Annotated in this window: 10 protein-coding genes; 2 read left to right on the top strand and 8 right to left on the bottom strand. The window is 68.8% G+C overall.

All coding sequences use genetic code 11. The features are described 5' to 3' along the window. The first annotated feature begins 149 nt into the window (after positions 1-149). Together RKE40_RS26490 and RKE40_RS26485 are read left to right on the top strand one after the other, a co-directional pair. Positions 150-1,214, top strand: a complete 1,065-nt coding sequence (locus RKE40_RS26490) for an aminopeptidase N C-terminal domain-containing protein (protein WP_390893540.1) — start codon at positions 150-152, stop codon at positions 1,212-1,214. Positions 1,215-1,508: 294 nt separating this feature from the next. Beyond that, on the top strand, positions 1,509-3,746 hold the full coding sequence (locus RKE40_RS26485; protein ID WP_316021162.1) for a PAS domain-containing sensor histidine kinase: 2,238 nt from the start codon (positions 1,509-1,511) through the stop codon (positions 3,744-3,746). 35 nt (positions 3,747-3,781) lie between these two features. On the opposite strand, the gene RKE40_RS26480 is transcribed toward RKE40_RS26485, so the two are convergent. The 8 genes from RKE40_RS26480 to ccmI form a co-directional block, all read right to left on the bottom strand. Continuing rightward, the gene (locus RKE40_RS26480) at positions 3,782-6,730 is read right to left on the bottom strand and encodes a bifunctional [glutamine synthetase] adenylyltransferase/[glutamine synthetase]-adenylyl-L-tyrosine phosphorylase (RefSeq protein ID WP_316021161.1); all 2,949 of its coding nucleotides are present in this window, start codon (positions 6,728-6,730) and stop codon (positions 3,782-3,784) included. Between the two features lie 27 nt (positions 6,731-6,757). Next, positions 6,758-8,257: a HAMP domain-containing sensor histidine kinase gene (locus RKE40_RS26475; protein ID WP_316021160.1), complete on the bottom strand. Its 1,500-nt coding sequence runs from the start codon at positions 8,255-8,257 to the stop codon at positions 6,758-6,760. After that, entirely contained in the window at positions 8,241-8,924 is a 684-nt protein-coding gene (locus RKE40_RS26470; protein WP_066470705.1) for a response regulator transcription factor, read from the bottom strand. Before RKE40_RS26470 ends, RKE40_RS26475 begins: the two co-directional genes overlap by 17 nt. Before the next feature lie 190 nt (positions 8,925-9,114). Beyond that, the gene (locus tag RKE40_RS26465) at positions 9,115-10,338 is read right to left on the bottom strand and encodes a trypsin-like peptidase domain-containing protein (protein ID WP_316021159.1); all 1,224 of its coding nucleotides are present in this window, start codon (positions 10,336-10,338) and stop codon (positions 9,115-9,117) included. A gap of 130 nt (positions 10,339-10,468) precedes the next feature. After that, on the bottom strand, positions 10,469-10,927 hold the full coding sequence (locus RKE40_RS26460; protein WP_316021158.1) for a cytochrome c-type biogenesis protein: 459 nt from the start codon (positions 10,925-10,927) through the stop codon (positions 10,469-10,471). A 5-nt stretch (positions 10,928-10,932) separates the two neighbouring features. Next, positions 10,933-12,915: a heme lyase CcmF/NrfE family subunit gene (locus RKE40_RS26455; protein WP_316021157.1), complete on the bottom strand. Its 1,983-nt coding sequence runs from the start codon at positions 12,913-12,915 to the stop codon at positions 10,933-10,935. Between the two features lie 9 nt (positions 12,916-12,924). After that, entirely contained in the window at positions 12,925-13,407 is a 483-nt protein-coding gene (gene ccmE / locus RKE40_RS26450) for a cytochrome c maturation protein CcmE (RefSeq protein WP_316021165.1), read from the bottom strand. 41 nt (positions 13,408-13,448) lie between these two features. Next, positions 13,449-14,561: a c-type cytochrome biogenesis protein CcmI gene (gene ccmI, locus RKE40_RS26445; RefSeq protein ID WP_316021156.1), complete on the bottom strand. Its 1,113-nt coding sequence runs from the start codon at positions 14,559-14,561 to the stop codon at positions 13,449-13,451. Positions 14,562-14,606 lie beyond the last annotated feature (45 nt).

Raw genomic sequence — 14,606 nt, 5'->3', positions numbered from 1 at the left:
CGCCGGCCTTCAGCGCCGGCGAGAGGCTGTTGAGCGGCAGGTCGCCATCCTTGCCGACGAGGCCGAGCGCCACGGGAATGACGACAGGCGCCTTCTCCGTCTGGCCGGAGGTCGGCGGCGTCGTCGTGCTCGACGAGCCCTCGCTGAGCGTGACCTTCACCGGGCTCAGCGAAGCGCCGGCCCCCTCGCTGCTGCGCGGCTTCTCCGCGCCGGTGCGGCTCGAACTGGACCTCGGCGACGCCGAGCTGCTGCGCCTGTTCAGCGCCGACAGCGATTCCTTCAATCGCTGGCAGGCGTTCCAGACCGTGGCGACGCGGGCGCTGGTGCGCGCCGGCGCGGGCGGCGACCTCTCTGAACTCGACGACAAGGCTGGCGAGCTGGCGCAAGCGCTGAAGGCTTTTCTCGCCGCCCCCGCCACTGCCGACCCCGCCTTTGCCGCACAGGTGCTGCGCCTGCCGGGACCGGCCGACATCGCGCGCGAGATCGGCCGCAACGTCGATCCCGACGCCGTCTTCGCCGCGCACCGCAAACTCTCGCGCGGCATCGGCATCGCGCTCGCGCAGCCGCTCGCTGAGCTGCATTCCAGCTTGCGCGAGGCCGGCCCCTATTCGCCGGCCGCCGGCCCGGCCGGCCGGCGGGCACTGCGCAACGAAGCACTCGGCCTGCTGGCCCTCGCTACCCCCGAGGATGCCAGCAAGTTGGCACAGGCGCAGTTCGCCGAGGCGGACAACCTGACCGACAGGCTCGCTGCGCTCGCCGCCATGACGCTGATCCCGGGTGAGGCGCGCGAGGCGCTGATCGCCCGTTTCTCTGAACTCTATGCCGGCGAGCCGCTCGTCCTCGACAAATGGCTGATGGCGCAGGCGCTGATCCCCGAGGCGGGCACGCTCGACCGGGTCAAGGCGCTGATGGCGAGCCCGACCTTCTCGCTTGGCAATCCCAACCGCGTGCGGGCGCTGATCGGCGGCCTCGCGGCCAATCTGACCCAGTTCAACCGCGCCGACGGCGCCGGCTACGGCTTCATTGCCGGAATCGTGATCGAGCTCGACCGGTCCAATCCCCAGGTCGCCTCGCGGCTGCTGAGCTCGTTCAAGACCTGGCGCATGCTCGAGGATGGCCGCCGCGAGAAGGCGCGCAGCGCACTCGCCATGGTCGCGGCGACGCCCGGATTGTCGCGCGACGTCGCCGATATCGCGGCTCGCTCGCTGGCCTGACGCGACTTCCGGCAGGCGGCTGCGAGGCCGCTTGCCACAAAGGTTAACGGATCATTACGCGCACAGGATTCATCGACAATTTTAAGCAACCATAGCGCGTAAAGTGAGTGTACTACTCAACTCAAAGCTAGACAAAAGGCCGCCCCCGGATTCAACTGAAACTGATTCGGGGATGCGGCACGTCTCCCGATCTTACTGACGGTACATCGCTTCCGAAGGGGGACGGGCATGACGCGTGCAAACGCGGCTTGCGCACACGTGCGCGCGGGCTCAATTCTTGGTGTTGCAAGAACGTTGACGCACCCGCTTTACCAGCGCTTCGAAAAGCTGGAACCTGCTTTCCGCAAGGTCATTCCAGCCCTCGTCGCCTGCTTCGTCGTGATCATGGCGCTCGGCGCCTATGTCCAGACCAGCGCCCTGCGCGACGATACCCTCGCCGACACAGCAAACGACCTCGATATTCTTGCCACACTGCTGGCACGAGAGCTCGATCTTGCCTCGCGGAACGAAAAGGATCTGCGCGCGGTTCTCGCGGCGCTGAGCACCAAGCACATCGCCGGTCGCGGCCGTATCGTCCATGTCAGCGACGCATCCGGCGTGCTGGTCGCCAGCGAGCCGATGCTCGGTGGCGCCAGCCGCAGCCTGATCGAACTGCTCGGCCCCGCCCAGGCGCTGACCGTGTTCGCCGAACGTGCGGGCGTTATGAAGATCATGCTGCCCGGCGGCCTCGAAGCCTTCGCGACCGTCCGCAACCTCGCCGCCCCCTTCGGCCAGGTCGCCGTGCTCCAGCCGGTGAAGCGCGCCCTCTCGCTCTGGGACGAGCGCAGCCGCTCGATCCTGGTGCTGTTCGCCTCGGCCGGCATCGTCCTCGCCGGCATCACGCTCGCCTTCATCCTGCAGTCGAAGCGCGCCCGCGCCGCCGACGACGACTGCGATTGCGTACGCGAGCGCATCGACACCGCGCTCAGCCGCGGCCATTGCGGCCTGTGGGATTGGGATCTGGCGAAGGGCCGCATCTACTGGTCGGATTCGATGTACGCCATGCTCGGCTACAACCGGAAGGGCGAGTTCATGTCCTTCGGCGAGGTCAACGCCTTCATCCACCCAGAGGATGCCGACCTCTATGCACTGGCCGACGCGATCAGCCGCGACGAGGCCACCCATCTCGACCAGGAATTCCGCGTCCGCGACGCCAGCGGCCAATGGATCTGGCTGAAGGCCCGCGCCGAGCTGGTGATCGACCGCCGCACCGGCGCCCGCCATCTCGTCGGCATCGTCGTCGACATCTCCGAGCAGCATCGCATGGCCGCCCGGACCGCGACCGCCGACGCACGCCTGCGCGACGCCGTCGAGGCGATCTCGGAAGCCTTCGTGCTCTGGGACGCCGACCGCAAGCTCGTGCTCTGCAACGCCAAGTACCAGCAGCTCCACCAGCTGCCGCCGGAACTGGTCCGCACCGGGGCGAGCTATGACGCGATCATGAACTGCAGCGCTCAGCCGAGCGTCGACCGCGAGCCGGTTCGCAGCTCCCGCGCCGAGCCCGGCAGCCATTCCTACGAAGCCAAGCTCTCCGACGGCCGCTGGCTCCAGATCAATGGCCGCCGCACCAAGGATGGCGGCTCGGTCTCGGTCGGCACCGACATCACCACGCTGAAGCAGCAGGAGGAGCGCCTGACCCGCTCCGAGCACCAGCTGCTGACCTCGGTGACCGACCTCAAAGCCTCGCGCCAGAAGCTGGAAGCCCAGGCCCAGCAACTCGCCGAACTCGCCGAGCTCTATCTCGAGCAGAAGGCCTCGGCCGAAAGCGCCAACCGGGCCAAGTCCGAATTCCTCGCCAATATGAGCCATGAGCTGCGCACGCCGCTCAACGCGATCATCGGCTTCTCCGAGATCATGGAAGCGCGCCTGTTCGGCGACCTCGGCTCCGAGCGCTATGACGAGTATGTCCGCGACATCCGCTCCAGCGGCGGCTATCTGCTCGCCGTGATCAACGACATCCTGAACATGGCCAAGATCGAGGCCGGCAAGGTCACGCTGGAGAAGGCCGAAGTTGCGCTCGACCCGGTCATCGCCGAGGCTGCGCGCACCCATCAGGAAGCGATCGCCCGCAAGCAGCTCTCCTTCTCCTGCGAGGTCGCGAACGACCTGCGCCTCGAAGCCGACTCGCATGCGCTGTTCCAGATCCTCTCCAACCTGCTCGACAATGCCGTGAAGTTCACGCCCGAGGGCGGCAATATCGCAGTCCGCGTGCGGCCGGCGCCGGGCGCGCTCAACATCTATGTCGAGGATTCCGGGATCGGCATCCCGCCTGAGAAGATCGGCCGGATCGGCCGCCCCTTCGAGCAGGTCGAAGGCGAGCTGGCACGCAGCTACAAGGGCTCGGGACTGGGCCTCGCCATTGCCCGCTCGCTGGCCGAGCTGCATGGCGGCGGCCTGCGCATCCGCTCGGTCATGGGCTCCGGCACCATCGTGATGGTGCACCTGCCGCTGAAGCACGAAATCCGCCCCGAGCTGGACCTCGTCGCGGCCTGACAGCGACGGGCCGGCACACCGCCGACTCTGCTCTCCTAGCCCTTGGCCGCGCCAAGCACCTGGCGGAACAGCGTCCGTACCCGCCCGCGCGTTTCGTCCAGCTCCGCCTTCAGCACCTTGGCATCCGGCAGGCCGACGGCCGTCGCGATGCGGCGCAGCACCCGCTCCGGCACGGCCTTGGGATCGAAGCGCTCCTCCACCGTGAAGCGCTGCCAGAGCTGGACGTCGCCGAACAGCCGCGCGGCGCCCGCGAGCCGCAGCGCATCCTCCTCGCCGATCAGGCCGGTGCCCTTCGCCGCCTGGAACACCCCCGCGGTGGTCTGGGCCAGCAGCTCAGGGTGCTTATGGGCATGGGCAAGGACCAGGAACTGGGCGAGGAAGTCGAGATCGGTCAGGCCGCCGGCGGCGAGCTTCAGATCCCAGGGGTCGGACTCGCCCTTCTCCTTGGCGATCAGCGTACGCATCTCGGCGACCGCCGCGGCGACCTTGGCCGGATCGCGCCGACGCAGCAGGATACCGCGGATGGCGTCTGCCGCGCGCTGGCCCAGCGCCGGATCGCCAGCCACGACACGGGCGCGGGTCAGCGCCATCTCTTCCCAGATCTCGGCCTCGCCCTGATGATAGGCGACGAAGCCCTCGAACTGGGTCGCCGCCGGGCTCTTGTTGCCGGAGGGGCGCAGGCGCAGATCGACCTGGTAGAGCGTGCCGCGGCGCGTCGGCACGGTCAGGGCCGCGACCAGACGCTGGCTGAAGCGGACATGCCAGGTGACGGGGTCGAGCGGCCGGGCGCCATCGCTCGGCTCGGCATGCTCCGGCCGGTCATAGAGCAGCATCAGGTCGAGGTCGGAGGACGGCGTCAGCTCCCCTGCCCCGAGCCGGCCGAGCCCGACCACGACGGCCTCCGCACCGGGGATTACGCCATGCTCGGCGACGAAGGCGGCACGCGTGTCCTCGAAGGCGGTCCGCAGGCAGGCCTCGGCGACCGCCGCATAGCCATGTCCGGCCTGCTCGGCTGTGATCACCCCGGAGAGCAGGCGGGCACCGACCAGGAAGTTCTCCTGGCGCGCGGCGTCGCGCATCCGGTCGAGTCCTTCCTCGACGCTGGGCGGCGTACCGACCACCGCCCGCACCCGCTCGGCCACCGTTTCGCGGCGATGGCTCGGCGCGCCGAAGGCCGGATCGATCACGGCGTCGAGCACATGCGGGTAAAGCGCCGCGACCTTGGCGAGGCGCGGCGCGCTGCCGAGTATCTCGGCGAAGATGCCGAGCAGCGCCTCGCGCGAGCGTAGCAAGGTCAGAAGCTCGACCGCCGCCGGCATGCGCACGAAGGCGTTGTCGAGATGGGCGAGCGCGCCATCGGGATCGGTGGTCCGGCCGAGCGCGACCAGCAAGGCGGGGGTGAGCTCGGTCAGGACCTCGCGGGCGCGGGCGCTGGTGACCGCGGGACGGCGGCCGAAATGCCAGCCGCGGACCGTCTCGGCCGCGAGGGAGGGCTGGCGGAAGCCGAGCTTGCGCAGGGTTTCGAGCGTCTCGGGATCGTCCTCGGTGCCGGTGAAGGATAGCGCCCCGGCCTCGCTGGCGAGGCTCGGCGCATCCTCGAAGAGCAGAGCGTAATGGCTCTCGACGCGCCTTGCATGCGCGGTCAGCGCCTTGTCGAAGGCCGCGGTCGAGGGATAGCCGCAGAAGCGGGCGAACGCTTCGAGATCCTTCGCGTCAGCCGGCAGGGTCTGGGTCTGCTCGTCATTGCGCATCTGCAGCCGGTGCTCGATGGTCCGCAGCCAGCAATAGGAATCCGTCAGCTCGTCGCGCGCCTGCGGACTGATCCAGTTCTCCTTGGTGAGCTCGCCCAGCATATCGAGGGTACGCGGCCCCCGCAGCGCCGGCCTGCGGCCGCCGAAGACCAGCTGCTGCGTCTGGACGAAGAACTCGATCTCACGAATGCCGCCGCGCCCGAGCTTGACGTTATGGCCAGGCAGGCTGAGCGTCTCGAAGCCCTTCACCGACTGGATCTGCCGCTTCATCGCATGGATGTCGGCGATGGCGGCGAAGTCGAAATATTTGCGCCAGATGAAGGGAGCGAGATCGGCGATGAAGCGGCGGCCGAGATCGATGTCGCCGGCGACCGGGCGCGCCTTGATCATCGCCGCGCGTTCCCAGTTCTGGCCGACCGTTTCGTAATAGGAATAGGCCGTCGGCAGGGCGACCGCGACATGGGTCGAGCCGGGGTCGGGCCGCAGGCGCAGGTCGACGCGGAAGACATAGCCGTCCGGCGTGCGCTCCTGGATGATGCGGGCGATCTGCTGGGTGAGCTTGACGAAGAAGCTCGAGGGCTCGGCGACGCCGGCCGCCTCGGCCATCTCCGGATCGAAGAAGACGACGATGTCGATATCGGAGGAATAGTTCAGCTCACCGGCACCATGCTTGCCGAGCGCCAGCACGACGAGGCCCGAACCGGTGCCGGGTTCGCTTGCATCCGGGAGGGTGATCCGGCCGAGATCAGCCGCCTGGCGCAAGGCGTGCTCGCTCGCCAGCCGCACAGCCATGTCGGCGGTCGCGCTCAAGGCCTGCGTGACTTCCTCGACCGTCCAGGCGCCGCCGATATCGGCGAGCGCGACGAGCAGGGCCATCGCCTGCCGGAAGCGGCGCAGCTCGCGCATCAGATCGGCGGTCGCGGTGTCCGACCTGGAAGCCGTAGCGATCTCGCGCAGCAGGCCGTCGCGGCGCTCGGCGGGATCGCCGGTCAAGGATGCGAGCAGCCCGGCGGGGTCACGCCGCATGATCTGGGTGAGGAAGGGCGAATGGGCGAGGATGCCGGCGACCAGCTCCTGCGAGGCGGGATGCGCCGCAAGATATTCCGAGAGCGCCGTCCCCGCCTCGGCGTCATAGAGCCGCTCCAGCAATTCGCTCGCGACCAGCGCCTCGGCGCTGGCCCGCGCCGGCAGGACCGGCGCCGCCTTCAAGCGCTCGCATAGCGGCTCGCCCATGGGCCCTCTCCCCGGCAACGGCCCGATTCAGGCCGACTGGAACCCTGCCGGCTTTGGCTGGGAAGTCGAGCCCGCAGGCTCTTCCACGGCCGGGCTTTCCACAGCGGGTGGCGCCAGCGGCAGGGACATCACCACGCGCAGCCCCGGCGCATTGTCGGCGAGCTGCACCGCGCCCCCGTGCAAGCGCGCCACTGCGGAGGCCAACGCGAGACCCAGGCCGAAGCCCGGCTTGGTGCGGCTCTTGTCGAGCCTGACGAAGCGCTCCAGCACCCGGGCGCGATCGGCTTCGGGTATGCCGGCGCCGTGATCGGCGACGCCGAGCTCGACCATCTCGCCGACGCGCCGCGCGGTGACCTCGACAGTCGTCGGGGCGTCGCCCTCGGGCTTGCCGTATTTCAGGGCATTGTCGATGAGGTTGGCGAGCGCCTGACCGATCAGCTCGCGGTTGCCGGTCAGCGAGAGGCCCGGCTCGACCGCGACCGAGAGCGACAGCCCGGCCTCCTCGGCCAGCGGCTCGTAGAGCTCGCCGAGCCCATCGACGATCTCGGCGAGATCGAGCGGCGCCATGCTGTCGCTGATCTGCCGGGTCTCGAGACGGGCGATCATCAGGAGCGCGTTGAAGACCCGGATCAACCCGTCGGCCTCGTCGATCGAGCCATCGAGCGCGGCGCGCAGCTGTTCCGGCGTCTCTGCGATGCGCAACGCCTCCTCGGCCCGGTTACGCAGGCGCGTCAGCGGCGTCTTCAGGTCATGGGCGATATTGTCGGAGACCTGCTGCATGCCGCTCATCAGCTCGCCGATCCGGTCGAGCATGGCGTTGAGGTTGAGCGCCAGCCGGTCGAGTTCGTCGCCGGTGCCGGAGATGGAGAGCCGACCCTTGAGATCGCCGGCCATGATCGAGCGGGCGCTGTCGGTCATGCCGTCGATGCGCTTGAGCACGCGCCTTGCCACGAACCAGCCGCCGAAGCAGCCGAGGACTACGACGAGCACCAGCGACCAGGCGGCGGCACGCTTGATGATGACGCGCAGTCGCTCGCGCTCCTCGACATCGCGCCCAACGAGCAGACGGAATCCGGCCGGCAGCATGAAGACGCGCACCAGCGCATGATTGACCTGGTCGAGCGCCTCCGACGAACGGGCATATTGGATCTCGCGCTCGCCCGGCCGGTCGAGCGTGCCCGGCTGCAGCGCCTCGATATTGCCCGCGATCCGCTCGCCGGTCGGCGTCACCACGAGATAGAGCGAGGCGCCCGGGCCGCGCGAACGCCGCTCGATGACCTGGACCAGCCGCCTGATGCCGCCGAGGCGCTGCTGCTCGGCGAGGCCCTGGATCTCCGCATCGATGGTCGAGCGGATCTGGTCGTCGAGCAGTGTCTTGGCGTTCCAGGCGACATAGCCGAGCACGAAGGCGGCGAAGAGCGCGAAGACGACGAGATACACCGCCGTCAGCTTGAAGGCGGTGGTGCGGAACAGATTCGGCAGGAAGCGCTGGCCGCCGGCCGGCGCCGGATCAGCGAGCTGTGTCACGGACCATGTATCCCGCGCCGCGGATGGTGTGGATCATCGCATGCTCGAAGCCCTTGTCTATCTTGGCGCGCAGCCGCGAGACATGGACGTCGATGACATTGGTCTGGGGATCGAAGTGATAATCCCAGACGTTCTCCAGCAGCATGGTGCGGGTCACGACCTGCCCGGCATGCTTCATCAGATATTCGAGCAGGCGGAACTCGCGCGGCTGCAGCACGATCTCCTCGCCGGCGCGGGTGACGCGATGGGCGAGACGGTCGAGCACGAGATCGCCGACCCGGTAGGTCGTCGGCTCGGAGGCTGGCGCACCACGCCGGCGGGCGAGAACCTCGACGCGGGCGAGCAGCTCGGAAAAGGCGTAGGGCTTGGGCAGGTAGTCGTCGCCGCCGGCGCGCAGGCCCTTGACCCGGTCGTCGACCTGCGCGAGCGCCGAGAGGATCAGCGCCGGTGTCGCGTCGTCCTGCTCGCGCAGCGAGCGGATCAGCGAGAGTCCGTCCATGCGCGGCAACATGCGGTCGACGACCAGCACGTCATAGCCGCCGCCCTGGGCGAGGGCGTAGCCCTCCAGCCCATCGGCAGCATGGTCAGGAACATGGCCGGCTTCACGGAATGCCTTGACCAGATAGGCCGCCGCTTCGGCGTCGTCTTCGACGATGAGGAGTCGCATGGCGGCAGGTTACCTCAGCAAACGGAAAAGCGGCAGGCCGGATGTGACGATCCGACCTGCCGCCGAAGCGGCGGGATTCCCCGGCATGGGGGCGACGTGACAGCCGGGAAAAACCATCCGCCCGGAGCGTGTTCCAGCTTTAGAAGTTACGCTGACGCGCTGGAACACGCCCGACTTGATTAGGCCCGGATCAGGCCGCCGGCTGGCGGCCGATCTCGAAGGAGAACTCACGCTCCTTGCCGTCACGCCAGACGGTCAGCTTGGTCTTGCTGCCCGGCGCGAAGGTGGCGATCTTGCGGGAGAGATCGCGGGCGTCGGCGACCTTCTCGCCATTGACGGCCAGGATCGTGTCGCCGCGCTTCAGGCCGGCCTTGGCGGCCGGGCCATCGACCTGCGCCGAGGCGACCAGCGCACCCTTGGCATCCTTCAGGCCGATCGCATCGGCAACCTCGGCGGTAACCGGCTGGATCTGCACACCGATGAAGCCGCGCGCCACCGTGCCGTCCTTCTTCAGCGATTCGACGACGCTGTTGACGGTCGCCGCCGGGATGGCGAAGGCGATGCCGACATTGCCGCCGGACGGCGAGAAGATCGCGGTGTTGACGCCGACGACCTCGCCCTTGAGGTTGAAGGTCGGGCCGCCGGAATTGCCGCGGTTCACAGCCGCATCGATCTGCAGGAAGTCGTCATAGGGACCCGAGCCGATATCGCGGCCCTGGGCCGAGACGATGCCGGCCGTGACCGTGCCGCCGAGACCGAACGGATTACCGACCGCCATCACCCACTCGCCGATGCGCGGCTTGGCGCCGGCCAGCTGGACGAAGGGGTAGTTGCCGGACTCGTTGACCTTGAGCAGGGCGAGATCGGTGCGCGGATCGGTGCCGACGACCTTGGCGGTCAGGGTCTTGCCCTCGTCGGTGACGAGCTCGACCTGGGACGCCTTCTCGACGACGTGGTTGTTGGTGACGACATAGCCGTCCTGGCTGACGAAGAAGCCCGAGCCCTGCGACATCGCGCGACGCTCAGGCGCCGGCCGGCTGGAGCGCGGGTTCTGCTGCTCATCGAACTGGCGGAAGAAGCGCTCCAGCGGATGGCCGGGCGGCAGGGCGTTCGGGCCGTTCTCACCATCCTCGCCGGTGCTGGCGAGACGCGAGTTGACGCGAACCGACACGACGGCCGGCTTCACCTTCTCGGCGACATCGGCGAAGGACGGCAGCTGCATCTGCACGCCGGAGAGCTGGATCGGCTGGGCGTTGGCGCCGCCATGGCTGGTCAGCAGGTTGTCGGCAAGGCCGGCCATCAGGCCGATGCTCAGGGTCGCGGCGCCGGCGATCAACGCGCCGCGCTTCAGGATCGAGCGGGCCGGAGCCGGCTGACGGAAGGTGTTCTGGGTGTTGTTCTCGTTGGAATTCATGGTGCAAACCTCGGGGGCGGATCGCAGGGTCCTTCCTGCTTCGTCCCGAACACCATGATGGCCGGCGCCTTACCCGGATTTCGCCCAAGCATGACGATTTCGTAAGGTTACGGGCTGCGCGCCGGCAGGCCTAGTCGCGCGTCAGTTCGTCGAGGCGGCGCTGTTCGTCGGCAGTCAGCGCCGGGGTCGCAGCGGCGGGCGCGGCATTCATCCGGCGGCGGCGCCAGAGGAAGAGCAGGCCGGCAGCCAGGATCGTGAAAGGTGCCGCCCAGAGCGCGATCGTGCGTACATCCATCGGCGGCCGCAGCAGCACGAAGTCGCCATAACGTGCAACAACGAAATCGACGACCGCGCGGTCGCTGTCGCCGGCAACAAGGCGCTCCCGTACCAGGATGCGCAGATCCTTGGCGAGCGGCGCATCGGAATCGTCGATCGACTGGTTCTGGCAAACCAGGCAGCGCAGGCCCGAGGAGATCTCTCGCGCGCGCTGCTCCAGAGCGGCATTCGGCAGGATCTCGCTGGGCTGGACGGCCAGGGCGGGCCCGGCGAAGGCCAGCCCGAGGCAGATCAGGAGAGGAGCCAGGCGCATCCGCCTCACTCCGCAGGCTGCGGCAGGGCGGAGGTCGGCGCAGCCCGGCGCGGCGCGGCCACCCGGAAGCGCCGATCGGTGAGCGAGAGCGCGCCGCCGAAGGCCATGATCAGCGTGCCGATCCAGATCAGCAGGACCAGCGGCTTGTCATAGGCCCTGACGGCGATGCTGCCGTCGGCCTCGCGTTCACCGAGGCTGACATAGGCTTGGCTGAAGCCGTCGCTGCGGATGCCCGCCTCGGTCGTCGGCATGGCGCGCGCCGTATACATCCGCTTCATCGACTCGACCGGCTTCATCTCGCGCTCGCCGGTACGGATCTTGAAGCGCGCGACCTCCTCGGTGAAGTTCGGCCCGGTGCGCGGCGCGATCGATTCCAGCGTGAAGGTGTAGCGGCCACTGGTGAGGCTCTGGCCCGGCTTCAGAATGCCGATGCCCTCGGTGCTCCAGGCGGTCGCGGCGATACCGATCACGGTGACGCCGACGCCGGCATGGGCGAAGGCCGTTCCCCAGATCGAACGCGGCAGTCCGCGGGCGCGCGACCAGATCGCGGCAGCGCCGCTGGCGCGAGAGACGACGCGTTCGCCGAGGTCCCAGAACGCGCTCACGACCAGGAAGACGCCGAGCCCGATGCCGAGCGGCGCGAGCACCGGACCACCGCGCGTCACCGCGAGCAGCGCGATCGTCACCAATACGGCGAAGCCGAAGGCGAACTGGGCACGCTGGGCGGCGCCAAGCAGATCGCCACGCTTCCAGGCGAGCGACTGGCCGATCGGCAGCAGCAGCAGCAGGGGCACGACCACCGGCAGGAAGGTGGCGTTGAAGAAGGGCGGGCCGACCGAGATCTTGTCGCCGGTGATCATTTCCAGTGCCAGCGGATAGAGCGTGCCGACGAAGACCGTGGCGCAGGCGGTGGCGAGGAAGAGATTGTTGACGACGAGCGCGCTCTCCCGCGAGACCGGCGCGAACAGGCCGCCCTGCCGCAAGAGCGGCGCCCGCCAGGCGAACAGCGCCAACGAGCCACCGACGAAAATGATCAGGATCGCCAGGATGAACAGGCCGCGCTGCGGATCGGTGGCGAAGGAGTGCACCGAGGTCAGCACGCCGGACCGGACGATGAAGGTGCCGAGCAGCGAAAGCGAGAAGGTCAGGATCGCCAGCAGGATCGTCCAGACCTTCAGCGCGTCGCGCTTCTCCATCACCACGGTCGAGTGGATCAGCGCGGTGCCGGCGATCCAGGGCATCAGTGAGGCGTTCTCGACCGGATCCCAGAACCACCAGCCGCCCCAGCCGAGCTCGTAATAGGCCCAGTAGGAGCCCATGGAGATGCCGAGCGTCAGGAAGGTCCAGGCCAGCAGCGTCCAGGGACGGACCGCACGCGCCCAGACCGCGTCGATGCGCCCGTCGATCAGCGCTGCGACGGCGAAGGCATAGGAGATCGAGAAGCCGACATAGCCGACATAGAGCAGCGGCGGATGGATCGCGAGACCGAGATCCTGGAGCAGCGGGTTGAGGTCCTGCCCCTCTGCCGGCGCCGGAACGAGACGGCGGAACGGGTTGGAGGTCAGCAGCGTGAAGGCGAGGAAGGCGACCGTGATCGAGCCCTGCGCCGCCAGCGCGCCGGCCCGCAGCCGCGCCGGAAGCGAGCGCCGCGACAGCGCGACCATCGCGCCGAACAGCACGAGGATGAGAACCCAGAGCAGCATCGAGCCCTCATGGTTCCCCCAGGTCGAGGTCAGTTTGTAGATCAGCGGCTGCGTCGAATGCGAGTTCGAGGCGACGTTTTCGACCGAGAAATCCGAGACGAAATAGGAGAAGACCAGGCTGCCGAAGGCGACCGAGACGAGCAGAAAGCAGGCGATGGCGGCAGCAGGGCCGACCGAGGCCAGGACGGGGTCCTGACGGGCGACGCCCCAGAGCGGCACCACCGTCTGGATGACTGCGACGCCCAGTGCCAGCGCGAGCGCGAAGTGACCAATCTCGACGATCATCGTCCCGCCCTACTTCGCCGGCGCCGCTGGCGTGGCGGCATCCGCCCCCGCCTTCGCGTCGCCCGGCTGCCAGTGACCCTGCTTCTTCAAAGCGTCCGCGACCTCGCGGGGCATGTAGTTCTCGTCGTGCTTGGCGAGCACGGAATCGGCGCGGAAGCGACCGGGCGCCTCGAGCACGCCCTCGGTGACGACGCCCTGCCCCTCGCGGAAAAGATCAGGCAGCAGGCCGGTATAGTTGACCGTCACCGTGGTCTTGGCATCGGTGATGGTGAAGCTGACCTTCTGTCCGGGGGAACGGATGACCGAGCCCTCCCCGACCAGGCCGCCCAGGCGCAGGCGCGTGCCCGGCGTCAGCCCCTTCTCGACGATTTCGGTCGGGCCGTAGAAGAAGACGATGCTGTCGCGCAACGCGTAGGCGACGAGGCCCGCGGAGAGCGCGAGCACCGCGCCGGCGGAGGCGATCATCGTCATCCTGCGCTGCTTGCGCGTCATGCCCTTGCGTGGCGGAGCGGGGGAAAAGCCGGTCTGCGCAGTCATCGGGCCGCCTCCTGCAAACCGAGCTCGCCTGCGAGCGTGCCGAGCGCGGCCAGGGCGTCAGCGTCCGCCGCCAGCCGCTCGCGCGCGGTCGCCAGCGATTTGAGCGCCGCAGGCTTCTCGCCGAGGACAGACTGCGAGCGGATCAGGCGGGACCATTCCGCCAGGGTGCCACCACCTTCGCCGAGTCTGGCGGCGAGGCTGTCGACCATGCCGCGGACCGCGGCCGCCTGGTCCTGCGCCGGCAGGTTGGCGATCGCAGCCGCCGCGGCCGGGTCGGAAGGGCCTTGCAGGGATTCGAGGCGAGCCTTCACGGCCCCCGTCCAGGGCGCGTCCGCCGGAGCTTCCGCGAGCAGCGCCTTGAGCGAGGCGACGGCGCCCGGAATGTTGCCGTCCTGCTCCTGGCCGATCGCCAGGAAGAAACGGGCGCGGGCATTGGCAGGGTCGAGCTTGACCGCCTCAGCGAGGCTCTCGCGCGCACCGGAGGTGACCACGCCGCCGGCGGCAAGGATCAAGGCCTCGCCCTGGCCGGCATGGCGCTCGGCGGTCGCCCCGTCATGGCGGATCGCGGAAGCAAAAGCCTTGGCGGCGTCCTCGAAGCGGCCCTGCCGGAGATAAACGGGCGCGAGGACCGACCAGCCCTTGCCGTCGGTCGGGTTGGCGGCGAGATGGCTCTCGATGCGCGCCAGCGCGATCGCGAAATCCTGTCCGGCGGGGCTCGCCTTGAGGCGCGCCGCCAGCGGCTGGTCCGGAACGCTCGGCGAGCCATAGGCACCGTAGACCAGGAGTGCCAGCAACGGCACGCAGGAGAGCGCGATCGCCGAAGCGGCACGGCGCCGGCGCAGGGACGGTTCGCTGTCTCCTGCCGGTGCGGTCTCGACCGCCGCCGCCCGCAGCAGCCGACGTGCGGCCTCGGCCTTGGCGGCCTCCGCCTCGGCGCTGCCGATCAAGCGGCGTCCGAGATCGCGATCGATCTCGGCGACCTGGGAGCGGTAAAGCGATTTCGCTCCCGCCGTATCGGCGAAGATCGGCGGCTGGCGCCGGCCGAGCGGCCAGAGAACCGACAGGACCGCCGCCCCCGTCATGACCGCAAAGATGATCCAGATCAGCATCAGGCGTACATAACCAATTGCGGGCCCCGCTTCATGCCCGAAGAT

This window comes from Allobosea rubneri (genome assembly GCF_032464875.1).
GTDB lineage: Bacteria > Pseudomonadota > Alphaproteobacteria > Rhizobiales > Beijerinckiaceae > Allobosea > Allobosea rubneri.
This window is presented reverse-complemented; position numbering and strand designations above follow the sequence as displayed.

Bases quoted from the DNA above. Each gene is read 5' to 3' on its own strand.
- RKE40_RS26480 (WP_316021161.1), bottom strand. From the start codon at position 6,730: ATGGGCGAGCCGCTATGCGAGCGCTTGAAGGCGGCGCCGGTCCTGCCG.
- RKE40_RS26470 (WP_066470705.1), bottom strand. From the start codon at position 8,924: ATGCGACTCCTCATCGTCGAAGACGACGCCGAAGCGGCGGCCTATCTG.
- RKE40_RS26465 (WP_316021159.1), bottom strand. From the start codon at position 10,338: ATGAATTCCAACGAGAACAACACCCAGAACACCTTCCGTCAGCCGGCT.
- RKE40_RS26460 (WP_316021158.1), bottom strand. From the start codon at position 10,927: ATGCGCCTGGCTCCTCTCCTGATCTGCCTCGGGCTGGCCTTCGCCGGG.
- RKE40_RS26455 (WP_316021157.1), bottom strand. From the start codon at position 12,915: ATGATCGTCGAGATTGGTCACTTCGCGCTCGCGCTGGCACTGGGCGTC.
- ccmE (WP_316021165.1), bottom strand. From the start codon at position 13,407: ATGACGCGCAAGCAGCGCAGGATGACGATGATCGCCTCCGCCGGCGCG.
- ccmI (WP_316021156.1), bottom strand. From the start codon at position 14,561: ATGCTGATCTGGATCATCTTTGCGGTCATGACGGGGGCGGCGGTCCTG.